Below are 22,061 nucleotides of genomic sequence, written 5' to 3' on the forward strand. Positions count from 1 at the left end.
CGTGCGGTGGGAGGTTGCGCCTATCAGTCAGGAGCAAAGCGGTCGTGGCGGTCCGGCACGAACGAGGCACAGGATAAGTCCATGACCTCAGCCCAGAGCGCGACTTCTCCGCGAACGCACGCAGTCCAAGCCGGCGCTGCGTTGGCCGCGAGCATGGGCATCGGTCGGTTCGTCTACACACCGATCCTGCCGCTGATGCACTCTCAGGCTGGTATGTCCGCCTCGCTCGGCGCCACCCTGGCCACGGCCAACTACGTCGGGTACCTCATCGGTGCGCTCGCGGGAATCTTCATTCCCGGGGTGGTGCGTTCGGCAGCGGTGATGCGTACGTCGTTGGTGGTTCTCATTGCGACGTTGGTGCTCATGCCCACCACACACGACGGATCGATGTGGTTTGTCCTCAGGCTCGTCGCAGGCGTCGCCAGCGCACTCGTCTTCATGATCGCCGTCAGCGCTTTGCACGCCCACCTTCGGGGAACGTCCCACTTCCTGGCCGGGTGGGGGTTCGGCGGAGTCGGGCTGGGTATCGCCTTGTCCGGTGTCCTCGTGTTCGTCATCCGCTTCATCGGCACCTGGAGTACAGCCTGGCTGGCATCTGCGACCCTCGCAGCGGTGTGCGCGGTCGTAGCCTGGAGACTGACACCGGAACCACGTCCGATCATCACACCGGACGCACCCGCAACTATCGGTTCCCAACGCACACGCCGGTGGTTCACGCCCTTGTTCATCAGCTATTTCCTGGAAGGCGTCGGCTACATCATCGCGGGCACGTTCCTTGTTGCCGCAATCGATCTCGCCGCACCCGAATGGGTGGGCAGTGGTGCTTGGATAGTGGTCGGGTTGGCTGCATTTCCGTCATGCGCCTTGTGGGCGTGGCTCAGCCTGCGTTGGTCGCGGCCGACTCTGCTGCTGGCTGCACTGTTGATTCAGGCGGTGGGCATAGCGCTTCCTGCTGTGATCGGCGGCGTCGGCCCTGCGTTGATCTCCGCTTTCCTGTTCGGAGTGACCTTCCTCGGTGTCGGGTCGATCGTGTTGGCCATCGGCGCGCACCTGCAGTTCCCTCGCGCAGTGGCGTTGCTGACTGCTGGGTACAGCGTCGGTCAGATTCTTGGTCCGCTCGTTGTCACTCCGCTGCTACGAGACGGGTACCGCGACGCTCTGCTGCTCGGAAGTGCCGTCGTCTTTGCCGCGGCAGTGGCTGCCGCAGCCTTGCGATACCGATTCCCTTCCGATCTCGATGCGGGCCCTCGGACGGTCACCTCGAATGAGAAGGTAGTTTTTGATGTCAGATGACGAAACCGCCGGAGCACTGTCCGGCGTAGGACTGGAGATGTTCGAATGAGTGCACTCACAACCGATCTCGACCTGAAAGTCCCTGTCATCGCGGCCCCTATGGCCGGAGGAGCCTCGACTCCGGCTCTTGTCGTGGCCGCCGCGCGCGCCGGCGGCCTCGGCTTCCTTGCCGCCGGATACAAGACGCCACAGGCTCTCTCCGACCAGATGGACACCATGCGTACCGAGGGAGTCTCGTTCGGTGTCAATGTTTTTGCGCCCAACCCGGTACCTGTCGACGCCGCCGCCTTCCGAACCTATGCCGAGGCGATTCAGGTAGAGGCAGATCGTTACGGCGTCACACTTCCCGTCGGGGAACCGGTCGAGGACGACGACTATTTCGAGGACAAGATCGATCTCCTCCTGGCAAACCCGGTTCCGGTGGTCAGTTTCACTTTCGGCTTTCCCGCCCCCGGCGTCGTCAAGGCACTGCGCGCGGCCGGTTCGACTGTCGTGTTCACCGTGACCTCGGAGGCAGAGGCACTTCTTGCCGTCGACGCCGGTGCTGATCTGCTCGTCGTGCAATCTGCGGCTGCCGGTGGTCACTCCGGAACCATTACTCCCCTGCAGGTTCCGGCAGAAACACCGATCACCGAACTGATCGCTCGGATCCGTCACCGCACGTCGGTTCCACTGTTGGCGGCAGGTGGACTCGCAACGTCCGCCGACGTCGCAGCGGCCTTGCACGCCGGAGCGGAGGCGGCAGTAGTCGGTACTGTGTTGCTGCGCACCGAGGAAAGTGGTGCCTCGGCTCCACACAAGTCGGCCCTGGCCGACGACTCGCGTGGAAAGACCGTCGTCACAAGAGCTTTCACGGGACGTCCCGCACGGGCACTTCGGAACGAGTTCATCGACCGCTACGATTCACAGGCGCCCGTCGGATACCCGGCCATCCATCATCTGACCAACCCGATGCGCAAAGCCGCTGTTGCACAGGGAGACCCCGAGCGCATGCACCTGTGGGCCGGCACCGGGTACCGTCACGCCACTGCCGAACCGGCAGAGGTCGTGCTTACGCGATTGATCAATCTGTGATGGCGCGGACACCCGACATCACAGTGCCGGAGGTAGTGACGTACGACGGGTTGCCCGGTGGCGCACACTCGCTTCGAGCCAAGCGTCCCGACGTGGCATTTCAACGCCTGCACACATTCCTGGAGGCCTGTGTCGAACCAGTCCGGTTGCCGTCCTGGACGTTCGAGATTCACAAGGGCGGGCCGCCCGCGCCGACCGAGCAGTTGTTCGAGCTTGCCACCGGGATCTTCGGTGGGCCACGACTCAAAGCGCAAACCCATACCGAATGGAACGTCCCACCTGGTTCCGTCGACGACGCGCTCGGTGTGCTTGTCCGGTCCGATGCGGTCACAACCTACGGACATTCTTTGGCGGCACTGACGTACAGCGCGCCCGTACGCCTGATCGACCCGGACACCCGCGTGCCGTTTCCCGACATCACCCCGGACATGTTCGGCGGTTTTGCCGTGGATGGATACGGCCGGACTCTGGGCGAATCTGGAATACGCGCAACCCTCGGCAACGCGGCATCCTCACTGTCCCTGTGGCTCAATCTGCCTGCAGACGAACGGTTGTCGTCCGGCGCTCGTCACCTACAAGACCATCTCCCGTTCCGGCTGTCAGCGAAACACTGGCGTCTCTGGCGGCCGACCCGTCGCGGAGACTCGTACCGTTCCAACAAGATTCCGTCGCCGGTCCCCGACCACGGTTGAATCACGCTGCAAGCATCCTCATCTCGGGCAGAGTTCGCCGATCTCGGAGACAATGCGATTCGAGCTACGAACCACCCATACCGCGCGCCCGTCTCGCAATGACGGCATCAGAAATCGGTCCTTCTCAATGGGCCAGTGCACAAACGGAAATCCGCCGGCCAGCTCATCCTGGACTTCTCCGGCGATCAAGGCCCTCAGTTCCTGTGCAGACTGTTCGACGTGCGGCCCGACGCACCTGATACCGATCAGAGAACTGGTTCCTGCACTCTTGTCTTTTGGCCGCGGTCCAGCGTCGAGCGCGAGGTGGCACTGACCGTCATCGAGCATCGACACCGTCCACACGCAGTTCTGCATGTACGTATCAGGGCCTTGCCATCGGCATTGCAGATCCCTGCCGACGGCCTGGCACGCCTCGACGACGTTGGTAGGGGCGTCGTCTGGTGCATCCGGCCCCATGATCGGAAAGCTCCATACCCCCACGTAGTCGAAGTCGGGCATATACATGCCTTCACTATGGCACGTTGTCAGAACGCGTCCTCCTCGAGTTCCATGATCTCGTTGTCCAGGGAACCCAGGATTTCTTTGGTCGACGCCAGGACGGGCAGGATGTTCTTCGCGAAGTACGACGCGACGACCACCTTGCCCCGATAGAACGACCGGTCCTTTGCCGACGCATCACGATCCAAGGCTGCCAACGCGACTTCGGCTTGCACCAGCAGTCGCCATCCGATGAGCAGGTCACCTACCGCGTACAGAAAGCGCACCGAGCCGAGGCCTATCTTGTACAACTCGGAAGGCTGGTCTTGGGAAGCCATCAGGTAGCCCGTGAGCGTCCCGGCCATCTCCTGCACGTCGGTCAACGCGGTCTCGAGTAGGACTCGTTCGGCCTTGAGACGACCGTTCCCGGCCTCGCTGTCGATGAACTCTCGTATGCGACCGGCTACGTGAGCGAGTGCAACACCGCGGTCGCGGGCAATCTTTCGAAAGAAGAAGTCCTGCGCCTGGATTGCCGTGGTGCCCTCGTACAGGGTGTCGATCTTGGCGTCGCGGATGTACTGCTCGATGGGGTAGTCCTGAAGATAGCCCGAGCCGCCCAGGGTCTGCAGGCTCTCGGTGAGCAGTTCGTAGGCCTTCTCGGAGCCGACGCCCTTGACGATCGGCAGCAGTAGGTCGTTGACCCGCGCGGCCAATTCGGCGTCTGCACCGGAAACCAATTCGGCGACATCGGCATTCTGATGGGCAGCGGTGTAGAGGTAGACCGCTCTGAGGCCTTCGGCGTAGGCCTTCTGCATCGCCAGACTGCGTCGGACGTCGGGGTGGTGCGTGATCGCGACTCGGGGTGCGGTTTTGTTTGTCAGTTCGGTGAGGTCCGCACCTTGAATTCGTTCTTTTGCGTACTCCAGAGCATTGAGATAGCCGGTGGACAGTGTTCCTGTTGCCTTGGTACCCACCATCATCCGGGCATTCTCGATTACCTGGAACATCTGGGCGATACCGTTGTGCACGTCACCCACGAGCCAGCCGACCGCGGGAACGTCCGTGGCCCCGAATGTGAGTTCGCAGGTCGGGGATGACTTGAGGCCCATCTTGTGTTCGACGCCGGTGACGTATACGCCGTTGCGCTCGCCCAGTTCGAGTGTCTCCGAGTCGAAGTGGAACTTCGGAACGTAGAACAGGCTCAGCCCTTTGGTTCCGGGGCCTGCTCCTTCGGGTCGTGCAAGCACCAAGTGGAAGAGGTTCTCGGCAGTGTCTCCGACGTCGCCGCCGGAGATGAACCGCTTGACACCCTCGATGTGCCACGTACCGTCGCCCTGCTCGATCGCCTTTGTTCGGCCTGCGCCCACATCGGATCCGGCGTCGGGTTCCGTCAGCACCATGGTTCCAGCCCAGCCGCGCTCGAATCCCTCTTTGGCCCAATGTTTCTGCTGTTCGTTTCCGATGGAGTAGAGCACGCTTGCCATCAGCGGGCCCATGTTGAAGAAGCTCGCCGATCCGTTTGCCGCGACCAACATTTCGCCGATCGCCCAGACCAGCGGCGCCGGAGCGGGAACACCGCCCATGCCTTCTGGTAAACCGAGCCGAGACCAACCGGCCTCGTTCACCGCCTCGACGGTCTTGCGTAGCGGTTCCGGGACCACGACCGCGTGATTGGGTGCGTCGAATTCGACAGGGTTCCGATCTGCGTCGGCGAAGGACGCGGCGACCGGGCCCTCCGCCAGCCTCGCTACCTCGGCAAGAATGTTGCGCACAGTGTCGGTGTCGAGATCCCCGTAAGCACCGGCATCCAACAGTTCGCCGATCCCGAGTACCTCGAACAGATTGAACTCGATATCACGGACGTTGCTTTTGTAGTGACCCATTGTTCTCCGACCTTGGTTCGTCAGCAATACGGCTTGTCAGCAATACGGCTCGTCAGCGGTACACAGAAAGCCTGCCCCACAAGGAATTCAGTACGCAACCGTAGGTAGCGACGAGTGACTTTGCTGCGAAGTAGCGCAGCCGTAGATTGCTTTGAAACATTCACTCGTACAATCGGTTTCCGCTGTCGGGGTGCAGATCAGTCGCGTGGCAACCTTTGGCTCAAAGCAGCTGCACGCCAAGCGAAGTGCCCAACCTCACCTTCGGTGTCGTACGCATTTGCGGTGATCAGTGAACATGCTGCTCGGTAAACGATAGGTGCCTCTCGTTGGTAGCCGAGACCTTCCTCGATCTACGCGTGGAGCCCGAGTTCTGCCGTGCGCGCCTTCGGTATCGGTCAGAGGGTGAGTAGCACTTTGGTGGCGCGCCGCTCGTCCATTGCCTGGTAGCCGGCGGCGGCGTCCTCCAACGGGAGAGTGAGGTCGAAGACGATGCCCGGGTCGATCTGGTCGGTCATGATGAGCTCGATCAGTTCGGGTAGGAATCGCCTCACCGGCGCAGGACCGCCGAGCAGGCTCACCGTCGCGAAGAACAGGTTCATGCCGTCGAGTTCGACGCCGTGGGATACCCCGACGTAGCCGACGTGTCCGCCGGGACGGGTAGCTCCGATAGCCTGCATCATCGATTCTTGGGTGCCTACAGCTTCGACGGTCGAGTGGGCGCCGTAGCCGCCGGTGAGTTCCTTGATCTTCGCGATGCCCGCGTCGCCCCGCTCTTCGACGATGTCGGTGGCGCCGAATTGCGTGGCGAGTGCCTGCCGTTCGGCATGACGTGACATGGCGATGATCCGCTCGGCGCCGAGTTGTCTGGCAGCGAGGATCGCCAGGAGTCCGACTGCGCCGTCGCCGACGACGGCGACCGTTTTGCCAGGTCCAGCTTCCGCGGCTACCGCGGCGAACCAACCGGTGCCGAGTACGTCGGAGGCTGCAAGGAGACTGCGGGCCTGCCGCTCAGTCGGTTCTCCGCGGACAGGGACGAGGGTTCCGTCCGCGAGCGGGATGCGAGCGTATTCGGATTGGGTGCCGACCGAGCCCATCATGACCTGGTGGATACAGCGAGACTGAAAGCCGGCCGCGCAGATTTCGCAGGTGTTGTCCGACGCGACGAACGAGCCCACGACGAAGTCCCCAACTTCGATGTCGTTGACGTCAGGGCCGACCTGTTCGACGACGCCCACGTATTCGTGTCCCATCGGCGTCGGGCCATTCAGCTCTTCGATGCCGCGGTACGGCCAAAGGTCGGAACCGCAGACGCAGGTGGCTGTAACGCGAATGATCGCGTCGGTCGGTTCGACGATCACCGGTGCTTCGATCTCTTCAACCCGGACATCGCCGGGGGCATGCATGACGACAGCGCGCATGACGTGGCTCCTCACCATCGGTTTCTTCGTGTCCCTTCAACCTGATCACGATTTGGCGGCCTGCGGGAGTCCTGCGCGATAGTGGTACTGCGAGGGACTCCCTCGCTACCGGTCACTGACTTACCCTCGATGGCATGGACGATCGAGCGCAGGTACGCGAATTCCTCACCTCGCGGCGCGCCCGAGTCACGCCTGAGCAAGTTGGACTTCCGGCCGGATCGAACCGCCGCGTGGAAGGTTTGCGTCGAAGTGAAGTGGCAACCCTTGCCGGAGTGAGCGTCGAGTACTACACGAGGCTCGAGCGCGGAGCGATCAGCGGCGCGTCGCCGGGAGTGCTCGACAGCATTGCGAAGGCACTACGACTCGACGACGCCGAGCGAGCCCACCTTTTTGATCTCGCGCACGCGGCAAGCCCGGTAGCCAGGCCCCCGCGTCGGCGAAATACGAAGTGCTGGAAGCCCCATCAGAGCCTGCAGTGGGCGCTCGATGCAGTCACAGCGGGACCCGCTTTCGTACGGAACGGTCGCATGGATCTTCTTGCGGTCAACACACTCGCGCGTGCATTTTACAAGGATGTGTACGACATGCCGGGGCAGCCGCCGAACATCGCACGCTTCACGTTCCTCGACGAAAGAGCTTTCGAGTTCTATCCGGACTGGAACGCGTTTGCCGAGGTGACTGTCTCGATTCTGCGAACCGAGGCTGGGCGAGATCCGCACAACAAGGAATTGCACGATCTGATCGGTGAACTCAGCACTCGGAGTGAGGAATTCCGGCGGCGGTGGGGCGCGCACGACGTCCGCCATCACGGGGCCGGATTCAAGACTTTTCACCACTCCGCAGTGGGGGAGTTGACGCTTGCTTTCGAAGGTTTGGAGATGGCCGCCGAGCCAGGGTTGACGCTCACGATCTACACCGCAGAGCCGGGATCGCCCTCCGCCGAGCGGATGCAGCTACTCGCCTCGTTGGCAGCCAGTGGCAATGCGGACTCTGCGCCTCACGTGTCGGAGCGTTCGCTGACGGACGGCTGACGAACTGCGCGACGGTTGATGTGCGTCGTCAGTCGACGACGGTGCGCTTCGTGCGTTCCTTACGCAACAGGATCATCAGCGGCAGAAAGTAGAGAGCGGCGAAGCCGGTGCCTACCAACACCGGCCCAGTGGCACCGAGACTCGAGGCGAACGCGAACCCGGCGATCCAGGAGCCGACCGCTGTGCCCAGATTGAACGACGAGGTGCTGAGAGCAGAAGCCATCGTCGGCGCCTGATCGGCATACCGCACAGCCATCCCGATCAGGATGGGATTGGTCGACATGCCGAACAGTCCCAGCATGACCACGAGAATCACTGTCACGAATGAGTTGTACGAGAAGAGGCAGAGCGCACCGAGTACGAGAAACGTCATCGTTGCCGAGGCGAACAAGACGCCGTACTGATGCTTTGCACCGAGTCGGCCGCCGAGATTGGAGCCGACGAACGCACCGAGTCCGTAGCCGACAAGTACCAGTGGCACTGCCGACGCGACAAGGCCCGTGTTCTCGGTCAACAGCGGCGAGATGAAACTGTATGCCGCCAGCGACGAACCGCATACGACGGTGCAGCCGGACAGAACGAGCCAGATACGTCCGTCCCGCAGGCTCGCGATCTCCGCTCGCCAAGACGGCACCGCATCGGAATCGGAGTCGGCGGGCACCAATCGATGGACAACGGCCGCGGCAACGAGTGCGAGGGCTGCGAGTGTCCAGAAAGGACCACGCCACCCGATGGTTTGGCCGGACAGAGCGCCGAGCGGAACACCGATGACGTTCGCGAGCATGCCTCCGCCCAAGACGATGCCGAGTGCGCGCGAGGAAGACGCCGGGCCTGCCGCTTTCGCTCCGACCACTGCGGCGACTGCCCAGAATGCGCCCGTCGCCACGGCGGTGAGGAAGCGGGCGCCGAGAATGAGTCCGAAGTTGGACGAGAGCGCGACGACGACGTGTCCGATCGCGAAGACAACCAGCGCCCAACTCAAGGTCACGCGTCGGGGAACCCTGAGTGTCAAGATCGCCATCGTCGGCGTGCCGACGATCATTCCGATCGCGAAGACGGTGATCATCAGCCCGACGTTCGCGATCGACGTGTCGAGGTCGCTCGCGATCTCAGGGAGAATGCCGGCGACGACGAATTCGGTTGTGCCCATAAGGAAAACGCCGACGGCCAGCACGTAGATCACGAGCGGCAGGCGGCCGGTTCCTTCGACTGTCGGGACGGAAATCATGAGGTGGTCAGTTCTCTTTCTGTTGACGACGCGCATGTCGTGGCGCACCCGTCCAGGGCATCACGCCTGTCGCCTGCGAGGGAGTCCCGTTCGTTGGGGGTACTCGAAGGGACTCCCGGTGTGGCCGATTGCGCGCTACCGTCGGCGCAAAGACTGCCTGCACCCGGGAGACGCGCCCATGACACGACGACAGATCCGAGGACTGGGCACCGCCGTGCTCGTCTCGGCCTTCCTGACGGCCTGCGGTAGCGAGGATCCTGAAGGGCCCCGTCCGCAGGCAAGCACGACAACACGATCGGCGCCCGCCGCGGCCTTCGGTGAACCCGAGACCGTCACCGACGGCTTGGACGCGCCCTGGTCGATCGCATTCCACGGCGACACACCACTTGTCAGTGAGCGCGACAGCGCGCGAATCCTCGAACTCGACGCCGGCGGAAACAGCCGCGAGGTGGGAGTCGTCGACGGCGTCAGCCCAAGAGGTGAGGGCGGTTTACTAGGGATCGCAGTACGTGAAAACCGCCTGTACGCGTACTTCACCGCGAACGGGGAGAACCGGATCGAACGCTTCGACATCATCGGTGCTTCGGGGGAATTCGCGCTCGGGCCGGCCGAGACGATTCTCGACGGGCTCGCTTCGGCCAACTACCACAACGGTGGTCGCATCGCGTTCGGCCCGGACGGGATGCTGTACGTGACCGTCGGTGATGCCGGTAGTCGAGACAGGGCTCAGGACCTCGACTCGATGTCCGGGAAAATCCTCCGAATGACTCCGGATGGCGGTGTACCGCAAGATAATCCGTATGCCGGCTCGCGCGTCTACAGCTATGGCCACCGCAACTCGCAGGGCATAGCCTGGGCCGAGGACGGCACGATGTACGCCAGCGAGTTCGGGCAGGATACCTGGGACGAGCTCAATGAAATCGAAGCAGGCGGAAACTACGGGTGGCCCGAGGTCGAAGGCATTGCCGGCGAGGACGCGTTCATCGACCCGCTCCAGCAATGGTCACCGGATGATGCCAGCCCCAGCGGAATCGCCATCCACGACGGCACGATCTACATCGCCAATCTTCGTGGCGAGCGGCTCCGGGTTGTGCCGCTGACCGATCTCGCAACGGCCGACGAGCACTTCGTCGACACATACGGACGCCTTCGAGACGTGGCCCTCGCTCCCGATGGGTCGCTGTGGATATTGACGAACAACACGGACGGTCGTGGCGACCCGAACCCCGGTGACGACCGCATCATTCGCGTCCCGTTGCGCTGAGTCGATATACGGCGAACGCAGCACTTTCAGCCGGACGAGCCTGGCCGAGGCCGGTGATTCACTACTATCGCTACGACAGATGACGCGGGCACGGATCGGAGAGACAGCATGGGGACTTGGGGTTCAGGACCTTTCGACAACGACGTAGCGGGCGACCTGCTCAGCGCGATACAGGCGGGTGACTACGACATCGACGATTACGCTCGCCACCCCGACGACGGCTACCTCGATGCCGATGATGCTCAAACAGCCATCGCTGTCGCCGAGATTCTTGCGGTTGCGCACGGGGTTGCGCCGAAGCCCGTGCAGCTGGACGAGATTGACGCCGCGGGGTACGCCGGAACCTTGAGCCCGGAGCAGAAAACCTGGATCCTCAACGCTCTCGAGCGCGCAGTCTCCGACAGCGACACGTCGGAGTTGCACGAGTTGTGGGAAGAGAACGGTCCCGAAGATCTCGAGGCTTGGCGGGCACCGATTCTGAGCAGATTGGCCAGTCTCAAATCGGTGGGATGAGTGTCGCCCGTCGACAGTCTCTCGGTCACTCGGAGTTCGACGACGACAGGCTCTGCTTGACGTACCGGGTGGTGTCGTCGGCGAGAATTTCGGCGAGCCCGCTTTCGATGCCGTCCAGTGCTTGCGCCGCGACATCAGCAGGATCGATCTTCTGTTCGGCGGGTACGCCCGCGGCCATGTCGGTGTCCATGTACGCGACATGGAGTGCCGAGACGGAGATTCCGCGCGGCGCCAGTTCTTCTCGAACGGCGTCACTCATCGCCCATGCCGCTGCCTTCGATGACGCGTAAGACCCCAGTGCGGCAGGATGGAACCAGGACAGCACTGAGAGAACATTGAGTACTGTTCCGCCTCCGTTGTTTTCGATGACGGGAGCAAACGCTCGGGTCACGGCGAGTGGGCCGTAGAAATTGACGTCCATCTCGCGTCGAACGTCATCGATGTCGCCGCTGATCAAGGCCGCGGAGGTGGAGATACCGGCGTTGTTGACCAGCAAGGTCGCATCCGATGCGATTCGGGCCGCAGCCGTGATCGATTCGGCGTCCGTCACGTCCAATTTCAGGGGAATCACGCCGGGCAGGTCGACAGTTTCCGGATTGCGGGCAGCTGCGTACACCTTCGCGCCGCGCTCGACGAGTCCCGCGGCCAAATGCCGTCCGAGTCCACGATTGGCTCCGGTCACAACGGCAACGGTGTTGTTCAGGTCCATGATTTCTCCCAGTGCTGCGGCTAGCGTCGGCTGCTCCGACATTTAGATTATGAATGTAATCTAAGATCGAGTTAAGATAGATGTCAAGTGAAATCCAAGCCGGAGGGATGCTGATGGGTCGCGTATCGCAGCAGCAAGCGGAAGAGAACCGTCGACGCGTCGTGGAAAATGCCGCCCGTCTGTTCCGTGAGAAGGGCACTCACCTCAGCGTCGCAGACTTGATGAAGGCGTCGGGACTGACCCACGGTGGTTTCTACAAGCAGTTCGCGTCCAAGGATGCGCTGATCGACGAAGCTACCGCCCATGCTTTTGCCGAGCTGGCTCAGCTTCACAGTGCGGGGCTCGAAGAGCATGCAGGGCAACGTGACTCTGCCCGGAAAGCTCTGATCGACACTTATCTCTCGGTGGAGCATCGCGACAACCCGGCAGACGGATGCCCCGCTGCCGCGCTCGCCGCCGACATGGCGCGCGAGCCTGCAGACAGCGGGGCCCGTCGGGTTTACACGGAGGGCGTGGGTGATTTTGCCGCAGCCCTGGCTGACGAGGAAGCGGACGGTCTCGTCCGGCTCTCCACCATGCTCGGCGCATTGGTCCTCGCGCGAGCTACGAAGGGATCCCCCCTCTCCGAGGCAATTCTCGATTCCGCGCGCGCTGCGCTGGGTTCGACGGATCGCGAATCGGCGCTGACGTCGGCGACCAAACCCTGACGCAACTTGCCGATCAGAGGGCCTCGAGAGCCCCGGTCATCTTCTTGACTGTCTCGGGTGCCACCTTGGCCTCGAATCCCGCTTTCAACAGTGGGGAGGCGATCTTGGCAGCGCCGTTGAATTCGACGTTCGCTCGGTAGTCGATTTCAGTCGAGTTCGCGCCGATTGCGGTCAAGGTGATGTCGTCAGTACTCGTGGCGGTCTTGTTCTTTCCTTCGAGCACAATGTGATTCGGCTCGTCGGTCACCAAGGTGTAGGTCAGTTCGGTGCCGATGCCGAACAGCTTGGACACGTTGTGCCACTGGGTTCCGATACCGATCGGGCCATCCGAGGTCTGGGTGCAACTCTCGGTGCCCGGATCCCACAGTGGGGCGTTGGCGAAGTCGCGGAGAAACGCGGCCGCCTTCTCGATCGGTACTTCGGCGGTGAACTTTCGGGTGACTTCGACCATGTTTCGTGCCTTTCGATTCGGTTTCGTAAGTCTGGATCTCGCGCATCGGGTTCGACGAGACAACGCCGAGCGTCGCGGTCGAACGATCTAGTTGATACCGACGACTTCCTGGGCGATCGCTGCCAGCCTTGCCTGAGCAGCGGAGACAACGCCATGTCGGTTCTTGTGCGCTTCCTCGTACGCGACGATATCTCGCACTTGGGCGGCCTCGGTCAGTTCCTTCACCGCGGAGACGGCCTGCGCGACGTTGAGTTCGTCGAAGTCTTCGATGGGAAGTTCAGTGGGGTCGAGTAGCCCACTCGACTTTCGCACCGAACGGAAGACGTCTGCGGCGCCGTCCGCGCCCTCTCGGCGAGTGACCTTCTCTGCAGTGGCAATGGCCGCGTCCCTACTGGCAGACAGCGTTTTCACGGTCACGTCGCCGGCATACGCACCCCAGCTGATCAGCTCACCCAATACCGGCGGCGAGGTGCGAACGGCGTCGATCGCACGGTCGAGGCTGCGAGTGGACCAGGAGACGGGAACGTTCACCAGTCGAATGGCTGCGCCTGTGGCCGCTTGGAAGGGAGTGCGACGCAAAGCCGCCGGGCCCCCGAGCGCCTCTTCGGCCAGGACGGTGGTCAGCCACTCCACAGTCGCCGAGTGCGCAGTGATGAGTCGATCGGCCAATGTGGCGACGGTCTGATCGCCGCCGGCTGTGGCCAGGGCTTTGAGGTAGCGCGAGCGGTCGAGGAGTTGATGTTCGAGCGCAAGGTCACCCAGTACAGCTTCGTCGAAAGGTTGGGCCTGTTCGACCATCGCTTTCACTCCTGCTGTCGCTCGCCCGATGAACGGACCGACCAATTCAGGTACGCCACCCAGATCGCGAATTGTGGACTCGATGGAACCGGCCCTTTCACGACCGTTCTCTGCGTTTTCCGTGAGTTCGCGTCGAACAGCTTCGGTTCTGGCCTGAGCGACGCGCGTTTCGGCGACCTGGATCTCGGCGTGCGTCAGTCCGAGGAGGATGCGTAGCTGCGTGATCAAGGCGGACGTGGTTTCGGAGTTGCTCATAACGGGGTCGTCCCTTCGTCGGTGCGTGCTTTACATGATGTTCAGCTTCTGCTCGACGCGTGCTCCGCGGGTCGCGGAGCCACCGCCGCTACGCGGGCTACCCCGACCTACCGCGTAGTAACCACAACGAACAAGTGGGGTCGACGCACCGAGATCGTCGGCGCCAGGACGAGTGAGATCCCGGCCACCCCGAGGTTTCGATTTCTATTCGGCGGGAAGGAGGCATGTGCAGTGCATCCATCCAGAAGCCCACGAGAAACTGCGTCACCCGAGGAGTATCGATATGCCGGACCAGTTCGCAATGCAGGACCCGACCACGCGGTTCCCCGCTCCTGTGCGTGAGCGGCAGGCGGAGATCGCACACCCCGGTCTCACCGCAGACATGATTTCTCCTCCCGACCACGGTGAAAACACCTATCGAGGAAGCGGTCGACTCGAAGGAAGGCGTGCGATTGTCACCGGAGCAGATTCGGGCATCGGGCGTGCGGTCGCGATTGCATTTGCCAGAGAAGGCGCGGACGTTGTCCTGAGTTATCTCGACGAGGAAGAACAGGACGCTCGGGAAACCGCTCGCTGGGTCGAGGAGGCAGGTCGCAAAGCCGTCTCGGTGCCGGGAGATCTCCGAAGCGAGGAACACTGTTCTACTTTGGTCGAAACCGCGGTGCGTGAACTCGGCGGACTGGACATCTTGGTGAACAACGCCGCGTTTCAGATGGTGCAGATGGGCGGCATCGCCGATATCACCACCGAACAATTCGACCGTGTGATGAAAACCAACCTCTACGCACTATTCTGGCTCTCCAAAGCAGCGATCGCGCAGATGGAGCCCGGATCGACGATCGTGAATACCTCGTCCATCCAAGGTGCGTCCCCGTCGCCCGAGCTGCTCGATTACGCCACGACATAGGCGGGCATCATCGACTTCACCAAGGGACTGGCCGCCGATGTCGCACGAAAGGGAATCAGGGTCAATGCTGTTGCACCTGGACCGATTTGGACGCCACTGATTCCGGCGACGATGCCCAAGGAGAAGTTCGAGACGTTCGGGGACGACGTTCCGCTCGGGCGGGCAGGTCAGCCGGCCGAACTTGCTCCCGCCTATGTATTTCTCGCCTCTGGCGAATCCAGTTACACCACTGGGGAAGTCATCGGCGTGACGGGTGGAAAACCGCTCACCTGAATGTGCGACTAGACAAGGCGTACGACGACGGCGTAACGGTCAACCGTTGTCGAGACCCGCTGCGACCATCGCTGCGGCGGTCTCTCGTTCGGAGAATGAGCCCTTCTCCAGACCCCGGATGACGCCGGAGCGATCAGCGGGGGAACGGTTTTGGTTCAACTTCGCTTTTCCGTAGACACGGGTCACGTTCAGTTCGATCCCCACAATCCCTCGCAGCTGCGCATCGACGAACTGCGGCGGCGCGTCGGTGACCTTCCATTCGTTCTCACGGCCGGATTCATGTCGAGCTGTCAGTGCGGTGACGTGCGCACGCAGCCACTGCTCGTCGTCGTGCGCAACCAGTTGGCCGTAGACGTAGAGAACTTCGTAGTTCCATGTCGGGACGACCTTCCCGTGGACGCTCTTGCTCGGGTAGAACTCGGGGCTCACGTAGGCGTCGGCGCCGGGGAGGATCACCAGAGACTCCGATGTCCCGGTGTATCGCCAATGCGGATTCGTCCGGGCGAGATGCCCCTCCAACACGTTTCCTTCGGCGTTGTACAGCAGTGGCATCGACGTGACTTCGAGGGTCTCGGGGCCCGGTGTGACCAGGTGTCCGAATCCACCGGCGTGGAGAGAGTCGCCGACCGCGTCGTCCGAGAGACGGAATTGTCCGGGCAGTATCATGTGTCTCCTCGCAGATTTTTTGTCATGTGACAATGTGTCACAGCGTGGAGGTTTTGTCATGTGCTAATAGAGTGAGCCTGTGACCAGCACTGTGGCGTACCAGGTGAGGCTCTATGTCGTCCGCGGGACAGCGGGCGAGATTTCCGAGGGCATCCGCAATCTCATCAGTGCTGGGGTACTGGCTCCAGGGGATGCGTTGCCGCCCATACGGGCCTTGGCCGACGATCTCGAGGTTCACCGGAACACAGTTGCCGGAGCCTATCGCTTGCTCGTGGCGGGGGGAGTTGTGGAGACACAGGGCCGGCGCGGCAGCTTCGTGCGAGCCATACCGTTCCTGGAAGGAGAAGGCGGTACCGCTCTTCCTGGCAGCGTGGATCTCGCCAGCGGAAATCCTGATCCGGCATTGCTGCCTGATCTCAGAGCCTCGTTGGACCGGACCACTTACACGCCCCGGTTGTACGGCGCCGCAGCCACCGAGCCTCTACTCGATTCCTGGGCACGTTCCTCGATCGAGGACGAGGTTCCAAGGCCGTGCTCGATCACCATCACCAACGGTGCCGTTGACGCGGTCGAGCGACTGTTGACCGCTCATTTGACCCGAGGTGACGCCGTCGCGATCGAGGATCCGTGCTTCCTGGCGAGCATCGGAACGCTCAAAGCCAACAGCTTCCGAGCGGTACCGATGGACATCGACACTTCGGGTATTACCCCGCAAGGGCTGCTGCGTGCTCTCGAAAGTGGTGTGCGCGCGATTATTTGCACCCCTCGTGCGCACAACCCCACCGGGGTCAGCATGAGCGCCGACCGAGCGGCGATTCTCGGAAGCATCCTGGCCGAGTTCCCTCACGTTCTGGTAATCGAGGACGATCACTTCTCTGCCGTGTCCAGCAATCGGTACTGTCGGCTCGCTCCGATGAGCACGACGCGGTGGGCGCTTGTTCGTTCCGTGTCGAAATTTCTCGGGCCCGACCTGCGCGTGGCAGTGGTCGCCTCGGACCTCGACACCGGCATTCGGCTGAGCACTCATCTCCGGTCGGGCGCCAACTGGGTCAGTCACCTGCAGCAGCGCTTGAGTGCTGAACTGCTGAGTGATCCGACGGTGATCGACGGCCTCGCCGATGCTCGCGCTGTCTACGAGCGCCGCCGAACCCTTCTGAAATCTGCACTGTCAGAACATGATATCGAGGTTCCTGACACTTTCGACGGACTCAATGTCTGGGTTCCGCTGGATCGGGATTCCGAACCGATTGTCGAGCGACTCGCCGAGTCTGGCTGGCTCGTGCGGGATGGAAGTCAGTTCTCGGCGACGCCGGGTCAGTGCCACCGGGCACTTCGTGTGACCGCCTCCACCCTCACCTCCGACCAAGCTCGCGAGTTCGCCAGTGCCCTGGCTGAAATATTGGCGAGCCCGTAGTCGTCCAGCTGCACTACGGTGCGAATCTGAGTCTCTCGCGTCTCGACGAAACTACCGGCGACGGCTGGATCGATAGGATCGGTTCGAGCGACGACGAAGGGTGTAATTGTGGCGAGGGCGGTTGTTGTCGGTGCGAGCCGAGGTCTCGGTCGTGCTTTGATCGAGGGACTGAGGAGCGACGGCCACGAATCGGGAAGGCGACGCCTTCACTTCCGACTCTGAGTTCACAGATCAATCCAACGTCGACATGCTGGAAATGTTCAGCGCCAACATCACGGGCACGATTCTTTGCCCGAGCGCCTGATCCCGCGAACGATCGGCAGTGGCGTTCGGTGCATCGAAGTTCGCGATCAACGGCATTGCCGACGCATGGAGAGGGCTATCGGAAGGACCGACTCGCGGTGACTGTCCTGCATCTCGAATATCTCAATACAGAAGACGGACTCGACGTGCCCCGCGACGTCGCGGCCACCGGGGAAGAGGGATCCTGGTCCCGGTGCATCACGTTGTGAATACGATGCGCCCGACTATTCTGACCCAAGGTTGTGAACCTTTGCCGTGAATCTGTTTGTCGAACAGGCATATTCAGAGATTTTACCCATAGGTCAGGAGGTAAGCTCCTGCCGGATACACGACGGTGAGCCCCGTCAGGAGCCATGCCATGTACGGCCGGATGTAGAGGCGCCGCAGGCGGTGCAATCGCAGGGAAGATCGCAAGAACGCACCTACGGAGCCGAGCAGCAACACGAGGCTCGGGACGAACACCGCCAGCCGGCGATCTTTCTGTGAGCACAGCAAGGTGTCGGTGCCGAAGCATTCGCCTCGTCGCGAGCCCAACCACACGATCGCGATAACCAATACTGCGGTAGCCAGAACGACTGACAGGCCGTACGTCAGGGTTCGCCTGTCGATCTTTCGCTCTCGACGCTGAATTACATCTGGTGCGTCAGAACTGTCGGTCATCACACCCCCTCGTGAACATCGCACCTTACTTCGTGGATCGCCGGTGGGAGAGGGCGTACAGCACAACTCCGACGGCCAAGAGTAATGATGCGCGCAACCATGTCGCAGCGCTCTGCTGGGTGAGCAACGCAACGCACGTCCCGAGGGCGAGGATCGGAAAGATGATCGGCGTTCGGAAATGTTCGTGTTGCACTACGTCACGACGTAAAACCAGGACCGCGATGTTGGTGCTGATGAATACGAAAAGCAGCAGGAGTACCACCGTCTCCGCCAGGGCCGACAACGAGCCGGTGACGCACAGGGCCATGGCAACGGCGGTGGTCGCGATGATCGCCACCCAAGGGGTCCGGCGCCGCGGCAGCACCCGCGCGAATACGCTGGGGAGCAAGCCTTCCGACGCCATTCCGTACGTGAGCCTGCTCGCCATGATCATTGTCAGCAGTGCGCCGTTGGCGACGGCGACCAACGCGATCAGGCTGAACAGGCGAGGTGGAACGCCGACGTCGGCAGCTGACACAACTTCCAGCAGTGGCACGGAGGATGCGGCAAGTTCGTCGGCGGGCAGGACCACCGAGACAGCCAGGCCGACAAGGACATAGGCGGCGCCGGCTGTCAGCAATGCTCCGAACAGTGCGCGTGGGTAGACCTTGCTCACGTTCTTCACTTCTTCGGCGACGTTCGCGGACGTTTCGAAGCCGACAAAAGAGTAGTACGCGAGGAGTGCCGCAGCCAGCACCGCGAGTGCAGGCGATCGGCTGTCGTCGAACTCCACGACGCGGCTCAGGGTTCCGTCGCCGCGCCCGAGAACTATGCAAGCGAGGACGACAACGAGGACGAGCCCGGTGACCTCCACGACTGTCATGATGACGTTGGCGCGCATCGACTCCTTGATGCCTCTGGCATTGAGAAGTCCCACCAGGAGCAGGAAGACGAGCGCCGCTGGAACGGTTGGGACGTCGATGAAGGCTTTGAGATAGTCGCCCGAGAAGGCGAGGGCGAGTCCCGCCGCACTGGTTACGCCGGCCGCCAGCATCGAGAAGCCGACAAGGAACGAGATCAGTGGTTTCCGATACGCCCGTTGGGCGAATACTGCTGCACCGCCCGCCCGCGGATATTTGGTGACCAGTTCGGCATACGACGTTGCTGTCAGCAATGCCATGACGAGCGCTACGAGCAGTGGTACCCAGACGGCTCCACCAACTTCACCGGCGATGACGCCCACCAATGCGTAGATGCCGGCGCCCAGGACGTCTCCGAGGATGAACATGAAAAGGAGTGGGCCGGTTATGGCCCGAGTGAGAACGTTCTTACCGCCGCCTTCATCTCCGCGTGTGGTTTCGTCCACGTTCTCAGCACCCGCGGCGCGTCGCATATGCAAGGTTCGTCCTGTCTTCATGGTGGCGTGCCGCCACCTCAGGAGCAGACATGTACCCAGTGGTCGAAGTTTCAAACGTGGGTCGCTCGCCTTCTCGTGCTTTGCTTGTAGGTGAATCGCAGAAATAGTGACTGGAGGACGACGTGGCTGAAACGACGGTTGCCGCGGTGATGGACGAGCTGGCTGCGCTCGAGGATCCGAAGGCGCGCGCGGTGAACGAGAAACACGGTGACGATCACGGTGTGAACCTTTCAAAGCTGCGCGCTGTTGCGAAGCGATTGAAGACTCAGCAGGAACTCGCACAACAGCTTTGGGCAACGGGCGACACCGCAGCGAGACTGCTTGCCCTTCTGATCTGCCGCCCGAAGGTGTTCGAGCGTGACCAGTTGGACGTCATGTTGCGTGAGGCCCGTACTCCCAAGGTGCAGGACTGGCTCGTCAACTACGTGGTGAAGAAGAACCCGCACGCGGAGGAATTGCGGGTGGCCTGGACCGCAGACTCCGATCCTGTGGTTGCGAGCGCCGGCTGGGCCCTGACTACCGAGCGCGTAGCGAAGAAGCCTGAGGGACTTGATCTTTCAGGATTGCTCGACGTCATCGAGGCGGAGATGAAGGATGCTCCTGATCGCCTGCAATGGGCGATGAACCACTGCCTGGCTCAGATCGGGATCGAACATGCCGAGTTCCGGGCCCGCGCAATCGACATCGGTGAGCGTCTGCGAGTGCTCGAGGATTACCCGACTCCGCCGAACTGTACCTCGCCGTTTGCGCCGATCTGGATCTCGGAGATGGTGAGCAGACAGAGTGAGAAGTAGGTCGACTACCGCGACGTTCGAAACTGCGTCCGGTATCGCTGTGGACTGGTACCGACCAGGTCTCGGAAGCGTTCGCGGAATGTCGTGACGGCATTGAACCCGACTTGTCCCGCAACACGTTCGATGGAGTGGTCGGTAGTCTCGAGCAGAAATTGCGCTTGGCGGAGCCGCGCGTGATGGAGCCACTGCAACGGCGTCGTACCGATTTGTTCCTGGAACCGGCGGTTGAGCGTGCGGGTGCTCATCGTTGCCTTGGCCGCGATCGCCGTGATGTCGAGCTGCTCCCCGAGATTCTCCTCCATCCAGTTCAGTAGTGGTCGAAGGGTTGCCCCGCTGGGTACGGGAGGTTCGTGGACGATGAATTGTGCTTGCCCTCCGGCACGTTCGAGCGGCATCACGCTCAGTCGCGCAGTGTCGGCGGCGACCGCAGACCCGTAGTCCTGACGCACCATGTACAGGCAAAGGTCGAGTGCGGCCGCGGCGCCGGCGGAAGTCAGGACGTGCCCGTTGTCTACGTAGAGAACGGCGGCATCGACGTCGATGGCCGGGTGCCGGCGGGCCAGCTCCGACGCTGCCGCCCAGTGGGTTGTCGCGCGAAGTCCGTCGAGCAAGCCTGTGTCGGCGAGTGTGAATGCACCGACGCACAGTGACGCAATGCGTGTGCCGCGGTCCGCGGCTGATCTGAGGGAATCGATGATCGCGGGGTCGATCGGCACGTCGAGATCGGCGGTGCCGGGAATGATGATCGTGCTGGCCTGGGCGAGGCGTGGCAGTCCGTGCGGTACTCGCATTGTGAACGTTCCGGTCTCCACCTCCTCGGTGAGCGCGCACACTGCGGTCCGATACGCCGGTGCACCCGAGGGGAGTCTGCATCGTCCGAAGACTTCGAGGGGTGCCGCCAGATCCATCGGTACCACCCCGGGCAACGCGAGAACTGCAACGTCATGCATGTCTGAAACTTAGCGTATGTGGCGCGAGATCCGACGAACTCGTGAATCGAAAAAGCTCGTCAACTGGTATTTTGCAGAATCTTCGACATTGTCTGAAAACCGTCGAAGGTTGGCTTTCAGCCGTCGCTGCGGAGGCGAATTTCCTCCTACTGTCGTGGGGGACAGCGACGTGCGCAGGAGTGCGTCGCACAAAATCGGAGGTTGCAGTGCACGCGCAAATCGTGTTGTTCGACGGATTCGATCCCATGGATGTCGTGGGCCCGTACGAGGTGCTTTACGCCGGGGGGCTCGCCAGCGGTGGGGCGTTGAGCGTGGAACTCGTCAGCGCGGAGGGGCCTCGGACCGTCCTGAGCGGGAGTGGTGAACTTGCGATGACTGCCACTGCGACCCTCGATGTAGAACACGCGGATTTGATCATCGTTCCCGGAGCATCGGGTCTCTTCGAACCCAACGCGAACCAGCCGGGTACCAGCTTGCCGGAAAGGCTCGCGGCCACAACGAAAACCGAACTGCCTGTCATGATGCGCCGCGCACTCGACGATCCCGGTGTTCTCGTTGCGACCGTCTGTGGAGGGTCATTGGCACTGGCGATGGCGGGGCTTCTCGTCGGGCGCCGCGCCGTGACGCATCATCTCGCCGTGGACGCACTGGCGGCCGGCGGGGCAATTCCGATCCAGGCGCGAATCGTCGACGACGGTGACCTGATCACCGCCGGCGGTGTGACATCCGGTCTCGACCTGGGCCTGTACCTGTTGGAACGATGCCTCGGGCCCCGGATAAGTCTCGAGGTCGAAGCGCTCTTCGACTACGAGCGTCGTGGAACGGTGTGGTCGGCCAAAGGCGCCGAGCCTGTAATCACCTTCGCCCCGGGCGCGGCGTGAATACGCTTACGCGTACCGAAACGC

At 62.2% G+C, this 22,061-nt stretch carries 22 protein-coding genes and 1 pseudogene; 11 read left to right on the forward strand and 12 right to left on the reverse strand.

The features are described 5' to 3' along the window. Positions 1–81: 81 nt before the first annotated feature. The 3 genes from ACZ3J7_RS30875 (at position 82) to ACZ3J7_RS30885 (ending at position 3,059) form a co-directional block, all read left to right on the forward strand. On the forward strand, positions 82–1,293 hold the full coding sequence (locus tag ACZ3J7_RS30875) for a YbfB/YjiJ family MFS transporter (RefSeq protein ID WP_298772806.1): 1,212 nt from the start codon (positions 82–84) through the stop codon (positions 1,291–1,293). Positions 1,294–1,338: 45 nt separating this feature from the next. Beyond that, entirely contained in the window at positions 1,339–2,367 is a 1,029-nt protein-coding gene (locus ACZ3J7_RS30880; protein WP_298772808.1) for an NAD(P)H-dependent flavin oxidoreductase, read from the forward strand. 92 nt (positions 2,368–2,459) lie between these two features. Next, positions 2,460–3,059, forward strand: a complete 600-nt coding sequence (locus tag ACZ3J7_RS30885; protein ID WP_465626722.1) for a hypothetical protein — start codon at positions 2,460–2,462, stop codon at positions 3,057–3,059. Positions 3,060–3,077: 18 nt separating this feature from the next. On the opposite strand, the gene ACZ3J7_RS30890 is transcribed toward ACZ3J7_RS30885, so the two are convergent. From ACZ3J7_RS30890 to ACZ3J7_RS30900, 3 genes are all read right to left on the reverse strand, one after another. Further along, a complete protein-coding gene (locus tag ACZ3J7_RS30890) occupies positions 3,078–3,557 on the reverse strand; it encodes a hypothetical protein (RefSeq protein WP_465626724.1) in 480 nt (159 codons plus the stop codon). A gap of 26 nt (positions 3,558–3,583) precedes the next feature. Next, on the reverse strand, positions 3,584–5,419 hold the full coding sequence (locus ACZ3J7_RS30895; protein WP_296554096.1) for an acyl-CoA dehydrogenase: 1,836 nt from the start codon (positions 5,417–5,419) through the stop codon (positions 3,584–3,586). A 395-nt stretch (positions 5,420–5,814) separates the two neighbouring features. Then, a complete protein-coding gene (locus ACZ3J7_RS30900) occupies positions 5,815–6,837 on the reverse strand; it encodes a zinc-dependent alcohol dehydrogenase family protein (protein WP_200312988.1) in 1,023 nt (340 codons plus the stop codon). 134 nt (positions 6,838–6,971) lie between these two features. On the opposite strand from ACZ3J7_RS30900, the gene ACZ3J7_RS30905 reads away from it, so the two are divergent. After that, positions 6,972–7,868, forward strand: a complete 897-nt coding sequence (locus tag ACZ3J7_RS30905; protein WP_298772816.1) for a helix-turn-helix transcriptional regulator — start codon at positions 6,972–6,974, stop codon at positions 7,866–7,868. Positions 7,869–7,896: 28 nt separating this feature from the next. Here the strand turns inward: ACZ3J7_RS30905 and ACZ3J7_RS30910 are convergent, their stop codons facing one another. Continuing rightward, positions 7,897–9,144, reverse strand: a complete 1,248-nt coding sequence (locus ACZ3J7_RS30910) for an MFS transporter (RefSeq protein WP_465626727.1) — start codon at positions 9,142–9,144, stop codon at positions 7,897–7,899. A gap of 130 nt (positions 9,145–9,274) precedes the next feature. Here ACZ3J7_RS30910 and ACZ3J7_RS30915 point away from each other — a divergent pair, with 130 nt between their 5' ends. Together ACZ3J7_RS30915 and ACZ3J7_RS30920 are read left to right on the forward strand one after the other, a co-directional pair. After that, the gene (locus ACZ3J7_RS30915; RefSeq protein ID WP_298772820.1) at positions 9,275–10,360 is read left to right on the forward strand and encodes a PQQ-dependent sugar dehydrogenase; all 1,086 of its coding nucleotides are present in this window, start codon (positions 9,275–9,277) and stop codon (positions 10,358–10,360) included. 108 nt (positions 10,361–10,468) lie between these two features. After that, positions 10,469–10,873, forward strand: coding sequence for a DUF4259 domain-containing protein (locus tag ACZ3J7_RS30920; protein WP_124567230.1), 405 nt, complete (start codon positions 10,469–10,471; stop codon positions 10,871–10,873). Between the two features lie 25 nt (positions 10,874–10,898). Here the strand turns inward: ACZ3J7_RS30920 and ACZ3J7_RS30925 are convergent, their stop codons facing one another. Beyond that, positions 10,899–11,582 carry an SDR family oxidoreductase gene (locus ACZ3J7_RS30925; RefSeq protein ID WP_095971784.1) on the reverse strand — a complete coding sequence of 228 codons (684 nt, stop codon included), beginning with the start codon at positions 11,580–11,582 and terminating at the stop codon, positions 10,899–10,901. Between the two features lie 113 nt (positions 11,583–11,695). Here ACZ3J7_RS30925 and ACZ3J7_RS30930 point away from each other — a divergent pair, with 113 nt between their 5' ends. Next, entirely contained in the window at positions 11,696–12,289 is a 594-nt protein-coding gene (locus tag ACZ3J7_RS30930; RefSeq protein ID WP_423678166.1) for a TetR/AcrR family transcriptional regulator, read from the forward strand. 13 nt (positions 12,290–12,302) lie between these two features. Here the strand turns inward: ACZ3J7_RS30930 and ACZ3J7_RS30935 are convergent, their stop codons facing one another. After that, positions 12,303–12,740, reverse strand: a complete 438-nt coding sequence (locus ACZ3J7_RS30935) for an SRPBCC family protein (protein ID WP_095971718.1) — start codon at positions 12,738–12,740, stop codon at positions 12,303–12,305. Positions 12,741–12,827: 87 nt separating this feature from the next. After that, positions 12,828–13,793, reverse strand: a complete 966-nt coding sequence (locus tag ACZ3J7_RS30940) for a DUF8129 domain-containing protein (RefSeq protein ID WP_095971719.1) — start codon at positions 13,791–13,793, stop codon at positions 12,828–12,830. Between the two features lie 283 nt (positions 13,794–14,076). Between ACZ3J7_RS30940 and ACZ3J7_RS30945 the strand changes: the two are divergent. Beyond that, a pseudogene (locus tag ACZ3J7_RS30945) lies at positions 14,077–14,973 on the forward strand (SDR family oxidoreductase). Between the two features lie 39 nt (positions 14,974–15,012). Here ACZ3J7_RS30945 and ACZ3J7_RS30950 read toward each other — a convergent pair. Then, a complete protein-coding gene (locus tag ACZ3J7_RS30950; protein ID WP_296554103.1) occupies positions 15,013–15,639 on the reverse strand; it encodes an FMN-binding negative transcriptional regulator in 627 nt (208 codons plus the stop codon). A 79-nt stretch (positions 15,640–15,718) separates the two neighbouring features. Here ACZ3J7_RS30950 and ACZ3J7_RS30955 point away from each other — a divergent pair, with 79 nt between their 5' ends. Next, positions 15,719–17,053: an aminotransferase class I/II-fold pyridoxal phosphate-dependent enzyme gene (locus ACZ3J7_RS30955; RefSeq protein ID WP_296554104.1), complete on the forward strand. Its 1,335-nt coding sequence runs from the start codon at positions 15,719–15,721 to the stop codon at positions 17,051–17,053. A 231-nt stretch (positions 17,054–17,284) separates the two neighbouring features. Here the strand turns inward: ACZ3J7_RS30955 and ACZ3J7_RS30960 are convergent, their stop codons facing one another. From ACZ3J7_RS30960 to ACZ3J7_RS30970, 3 genes are all read right to left on the reverse strand, one after another. Next, positions 17,285–17,413 carry a hypothetical protein gene (locus ACZ3J7_RS30960; RefSeq protein WP_366054480.1) on the reverse strand — a complete coding sequence of 43 codons (129 nt, stop codon included), beginning with the start codon at positions 17,411–17,413 and terminating at the stop codon, positions 17,285–17,287. A gap of 234 nt (positions 17,414–17,647) precedes the next feature. Then, on the reverse strand, positions 17,648–18,016 hold the full coding sequence (locus ACZ3J7_RS30965; protein WP_296554105.1) for a hypothetical protein: 369 nt from the start codon (positions 18,014–18,016) through the stop codon (positions 17,648–17,650). A 25-nt stretch (positions 18,017–18,041) separates the two neighbouring features. Continuing rightward, on the reverse strand, positions 18,042–19,283 hold the full coding sequence (locus ACZ3J7_RS30970; RefSeq protein WP_465626731.1) for an APC family permease: 1,242 nt from the start codon (positions 19,281–19,283) through the stop codon (positions 18,042–18,044). Positions 19,284–19,534: 251 nt separating this feature from the next. Between ACZ3J7_RS30970 and ACZ3J7_RS30975 the strand changes: the two genes are divergently transcribed. Then, positions 19,535–20,206 carry a DNA alkylation repair protein gene (locus ACZ3J7_RS30975; protein WP_298772825.1) on the forward strand — a complete coding sequence of 224 codons (672 nt, stop codon included), beginning with the start codon at positions 19,535–19,537 and terminating at the stop codon, positions 20,204–20,206. Positions 20,207–20,211: 5 nt separating this feature from the next. Here the strand turns inward: ACZ3J7_RS30975 and ACZ3J7_RS30980 are convergent, their stop codons facing one another. Further along, a complete protein-coding gene (locus tag ACZ3J7_RS30980) occupies positions 20,212–21,156 on the reverse strand; it encodes a GlxA family transcriptional regulator (protein WP_298772827.1) in 945 nt (314 codons plus the stop codon). Between the two features lie 206 nt (positions 21,157–21,362). On the opposite strand from ACZ3J7_RS30980, the gene ACZ3J7_RS30985 reads away from it, so the two are divergent. After that, positions 21,363–22,037 (forward strand): DJ-1/PfpI family protein, encoded by a 675-nt coding sequence (locus tag ACZ3J7_RS30985; RefSeq protein ID WP_298772829.1) that lies wholly within the window; start codon positions 21,363–21,365, stop codon positions 22,035–22,037. Positions 22,038–22,061: the final 24 nt, after the last annotated feature.

The organism is Kitasatospora sp. NPDC015121 (assembly GCF_055562955.1).

What these genes read in the sequence shown, in the direction of transcription:
- ACZ3J7_RS30875 (WP_298772806.1), top strand. Translation starts at nt 82, where the DNA reads ATGACCTCAGCCCAGAGCGCGACTTCTCCGCGAACGCACGCAGTCCAA.
- ACZ3J7_RS30880 (WP_298772808.1), top strand. Translation starts at nt 1,339, where the DNA reads ATGAGTGCACTCACAACCGATCTCGACCTGAAAGTCCCTGTCATCGCG.
- ACZ3J7_RS30890 (WP_465626724.1), bottom strand. Translation starts at nt 3,557, where the DNA reads ATGCCCGACTTCGACTACGTGGGGGTATGGAGCTTTCCGATCATGGGG.
- ACZ3J7_RS30895 (WP_296554096.1), bottom strand. Translation starts at nt 5,419, where the DNA reads ATGGGTCACTACAAAAGCAACGTCCGTGATATCGAGTTCAATCTGTTC.
- ACZ3J7_RS30900 (WP_200312988.1), bottom strand. Translation starts at nt 6,837, where the DNA reads ATGCGCGCTGTCGTCATGCATGCCCCCGGCGATGTCCGGGTTGAAGAG.
- ACZ3J7_RS30905 (WP_298772816.1), top strand. Translation starts at nt 6,972, where the DNA reads ATGGACGATCGAGCGCAGGTACGCGAATTCCTCACCTCGCGGCGCGCC.
- ACZ3J7_RS30915 (WP_298772820.1), top strand. Translation starts at nt 9,275, where the DNA reads ATGACACGACGACAGATCCGAGGACTGGGCACCGCCGTGCTCGTCTCG.
- ACZ3J7_RS30920 (WP_124567230.1), top strand. Translation starts at nt 10,469, where the DNA reads ATGGGGACTTGGGGTTCAGGACCTTTCGACAACGACGTAGCGGGCGAC.
- ACZ3J7_RS30925 (WP_095971784.1), bottom strand. Translation starts at nt 11,582, where the DNA reads ATGGACCTGAACAACACCGTTGCCGTTGTGACCGGAGCCAATCGTGGA.
- ACZ3J7_RS30930 (WP_423678166.1), top strand. Translation starts at nt 11,696, where the DNA reads ATGGGTCGCGTATCGCAGCAGCAAGCGGAAGAGAACCGTCGACGCGTC.
- ACZ3J7_RS30935 (WP_095971718.1), bottom strand. Translation starts at nt 12,740, where the DNA reads ATGGTCGAAGTCACCCGAAAGTTCACCGCCGAAGTACCGATCGAGAAG.
- ACZ3J7_RS30940 (WP_095971719.1), bottom strand. Translation starts at nt 13,793, where the DNA reads ATGAGCAACTCCGAAACCACGTCCGCCTTGATCACGCAGCTACGCATC.
- ACZ3J7_RS30950 (WP_296554103.1), bottom strand. Translation starts at nt 15,639, where the DNA reads ATGATACTGCCCGGACAATTCCGTCTCTCGGACGACGCGGTCGGCGAC.
- ACZ3J7_RS30960 (WP_366054480.1), bottom strand. Translation starts at nt 17,413, where the DNA reads ATGCCGTTGATCGCGAACTTCGATGCACCGAACGCCACTGCCGATCGT.
- ACZ3J7_RS30965 (WP_296554105.1), bottom strand. Translation starts at nt 18,016, where the DNA reads ATGACCGACAGTTCTGACGCACCAGATGTAATTCAGCGTCGAGAGCGA.
- ACZ3J7_RS30970 (WP_465626731.1), bottom strand. Translation starts at nt 19,283, where the DNA reads ATGTTCATCCTCGGAGACGTCCTGGGCGCCGGCATCTACGCATTGGTG.
- ACZ3J7_RS30980 (WP_298772827.1), bottom strand. Translation starts at nt 21,156, where the DNA reads ATGCATGACGTTGCAGTTCTCGCGTTGCCCGGGGTGGTACCGATGGAT.